Source organism: Novosphingobium sp. B-7, from assembly GCF_000410615.1.
Taxonomy (GTDB): Bacteria; Pseudomonadota; Alphaproteobacteria; order Sphingomonadales; family Sphingomonadaceae; genus Novosphingobium; species Novosphingobium capsulatum.
The window spans coordinates 1-3,013 of record NZ_KE148448.1 but is presented as its reverse complement, the minus strand read 5'-3'; the positions used below and the strand labels follow the sequence as shown (position 1 = coordinate 3,013).

Sequence of the window (3,013 nt, the reverse complement as noted above, 5' to 3'; positions counted from 1 at the left end):
CTGGGCGCGCCGGGGGTGAGTGTGCCGCTGCGCGTCTGCGGCCACTATGCCCTGGCCCATTGGCTGGAAGCGCCGGCGGCGCTGGTCGGGCGTGGCATCGCGGAACTGGGCGCCATCGCCGCAGCCGCATTGCCCGGCGTGCTCACGGCCAGCGAAACCCTGGCCGCGGCGCTCTGCGTCAACCAGGCAGACCGGATTTCACCCGAATTGGTCGGCGAGGTTGACGATATCCGGCTGTTCGCGATTTCGCCGGTGGCAGATTGAGCGCCACTGGGCGCGCGTCAGAAGATCAGTTCTTCCAGGCGGTGGGGCGCGACCACGGTAAGCCCTTGCGCGTCGCGGCGGATGATGCCGCGCTTTTCCAGCGCCGAGATAGCCCGGCTCACCGTCTCGCGGGTGGATTGCACCTTGAGCGCAAGCTGGCTGAGCACGGGCGCCGGGCTGATCGTCATGGCGCTGCCGGCCTGGGCCTGGCGCAGGATTTCGGCATGGATGCGGCCATTGGCTGAAAGCGTGGCGCCTTCCACCATGCGGCGGGTGATCTTTGACAGGCGCGCCACCAGGCGGCGCGATACCGCCAGGGCCACGCAGTTGTAGTTGGCCATCAGATCGAGAAAGGCCGCATTGCCGATCGCCGCGGCGCGGCTGGCAACCATCGCCGAAATATCATGCGCGGCGCGTTCGGTTTCGAACAGGCCGTTTTCGCCGAACAGGTCGCCACGGCCATAGTCTTCCACCGCAACCAGGCGGCCATCGAGCCCGAAAGCCTGCATCCGGGCATTGCCGGCAACCATGACATGGACGGCATCGAACACGCTGTCGCACGCCACGATCACAGCCTTGGCGGGATAGTCGCGCAGGTGGGCCTTGCCGGTGATCGCCGTGGCCACCGCGGGCGGGCAGGCAAAGGTTTCGGCCAGCACGTTTTCGGCATCTTGGCGGGCGGGAGCATCCATGCGCGCAGCCTACCAGTTGGCGGGGTCACCCGAAAGAGCCGCCGGCGCTCTGTCCGATAATGATGCCCCAACAGTAGGCAGGAAGAATTGCGCTGGAATGTAAAATCGGGCAATTAAGTATCTGCGCGGACAGGGCCGCGTCGCAAGAAAAAGTCACATGGGGCAGAGCACGCGTCAGTCTTGGTGGGCAGTGGCACGCAACTGCTGGCGTGGCCTTGCGTCGCTTGCGCTGCTCGGCGCCTTGGCCGCGCCGGCGCAGGCGCGGCATGCCTATGGCGCAGCGCCAGTAACCGCCGGGCCCGAAGTGGTGACGCGGGTGGTCGCCGTCGACGGGCGACGGTACGAGATCACGGAAGGCGTTGCCTGGCGGCTCGAGGGGGACGCCGGCGTCATGACGCGCTTGCCGCAAGTTGCGGTCACGCATCGTGATCTGGTCCGCGATGGCATTCGCTACCGGCTCTTTGCCTCGGCCGCGCAGGTGTTCGGTGACGAGGCCATTCCTGCCTTGGCAACTTTGGCGCTGGTCCCGCCCCGCCGCGCCTGCCCGTCCGTGCCGCAACACGGCCGCATCGGGATATGGCAGGCAGCGGCGGTGGGGGCATCCTTGCCCGATCGTACCATCGGCGGGCTGCATCTGACCGGGCGCAAGCGGTTGGCCTGGCGGTGCATGGTCCGGGTGCGCAGTCGCAGCTACGGCGTCGTCGGCGGGGTGCGGGTGCGCGATTTGCAGCAGGCGACACCGTGGCAGGCCGAGTTCTATTCGACCGCCCATTACGTCAGGCAGGATTTCGTCGCCGACGCGGCCATGGTGCGCGCCGGCAATCGCAACGCCGAATACCTGAACCAGCGCCAGGCCTTCGAATTCCACCATCATTGCGGCGGCGTGCTGATCGCGCGGCAATGGGTGCTGACGGCGCAGCATTGCATCGTCAATGCCGATGGCGCGATCGATCCCGATTATGTGCGGCGCTGGCGGCGGATACGCTTGGGTACGCAGGATCTCGTCCATGGCGGCGCGACGTACGCGATCACCCAGGTCGTGCTGCATCCCGGTTTCAACGAGCGGCTCTTTCGCAACGACATCGCGCTGTTGCGGATCGCCGCCGATGCCGAGACGGTGCCGATCAACGATCCCACGCGGATCGCACCCTTGCGCATCTCGGGCGTGCGTGCCGATGATCCCTTGCCAGACGATTGGGTGATCCTGGCGGTCTATGGCTGGGGAACGATGACCGCGCATGGCAACGACACGGCGCCCCATCTCGATGACGCCGGCCGTGTGACGCACGAACCGAGCGATCTGCGCATGGTGCGGCTCGATCCGGTGCCGCGCGCGGTCTGCGCGCGCAATCCGCACTATCGCGGGGTGGTTACGCCTGGCGTGCTGTGTGCCGGCTATGGCCCGGGCGGGCGCGATTCGTGCCAGGGGGATAGCGGCGGCCCGCTGGTGGGCATGGACGGCGATGATCCCGAGGCGCTGGTGGGGATCGTGTCCGGCGGATACGGCTGCGCCCTGCCCAACGTGCCGGGAATCTACACCAACGTGGCGCACTACCTGCCCTGGATTCGCCGCGTGGTGGGGTCAGAGGCGCTGCCGCGATGAGCGAGGCGGCAACAGCATCCAGTGTCACCCGCGCGGCTGGTCCTCCCCTGTTCGTCTCTTATGCCCGCGCTGATCGGGTGCGGACCGCGCAACTGGTGGCAGCGCTGCAGGCGGCGGGTTTCGACGTGTGGTGGGACGAACGGATTGGCGGGGGCGAAGCCTTTGCCCATTCGATCGAGGCGGCGCTGGATGCGGCGGAGATGATCGTCGTCGCCTGGTCGGCGGCCTCGGTCTCTTCGGACTGGGTACGCGACGAGGCGGCGCATGGGCGCGATCGCGGCCGCTTCGTGCCGATCTCGCTCGATGGCACGATGCCGCCACTGGGCTTCCGGCAATATCACGTGATCGATTTTTCGCGCTGGGACGGCAGCAGCGACGCCAGCGAGATACAGCGTTTGCTGGCGGCGATCCGGGCCGGGCCGCGTGGCGAGCCGCGCGCGCGCGGGCCAGCGGC

The 3,013-nt window shown here is 67.8% G+C and carries 4 protein-coding genes; 3 read left to right on the top strand and 1 reads right to left on the bottom strand.

Features of this window, described 5'->3' with window-relative positions; all coding sequences use genetic code 11:
- Window positions 1–264 (top strand): hypothetical protein (locus tag H926_RS29175; RefSeq protein ID WP_043610568.1); only part of this gene is annotated, 264 nt, incomplete at its 5' end.
- A gap of 17 nt (window positions 265–281) precedes the next feature.
- On the opposite strand, the gene H926_RS0119880 is transcribed toward H926_RS29175, so the two are convergent.
- Window positions 282–956, bottom strand: coding sequence for a Crp/Fnr family transcriptional regulator (locus H926_RS0119880; protein WP_022677847.1), 675 nt, complete (start codon window positions 954–956; stop codon window positions 282–284).
- Between the two features lie 157 nt (window positions 957–1,113).
- On the opposite strand from H926_RS0119880, the gene H926_RS0119875 reads away from it, so the two are divergent.
- Together H926_RS0119875 and H926_RS29170 are read left to right on the top strand one after the other, a co-directional pair.
- On the top strand, window positions 1,114–2,559 hold the full coding sequence (locus H926_RS0119875) for a serine protease (protein ID WP_082209259.1): 1,446 nt from the start codon (window positions 1,114–1,116) through the stop codon (window positions 2,557–2,559).
- Window positions 2,556–3,013: toll/interleukin-1 receptor domain-containing protein (locus H926_RS29170; RefSeq protein WP_022677845.1), on the top strand; the 458-nt coding region annotated here is incomplete at its 3' end. The genes H926_RS0119875 and H926_RS29170, both read left to right, overlap by 4 nt.

Coding starts and splice junctions, on each gene's coding strand:
- H926_RS0119880 (WP_022677847.1), bottom strand. CDS start 956: ATGGATGCTCCCGCCCGCCAAGATGCCGAAAACGTGCTGGCCGAAACC.
- H926_RS0119875 (WP_082209259.1), top strand. CDS start 1,114: ATGGGGCAGAGCACGCGTCAGTCTTGGTGGGCAGTGGCACGCAACTGC.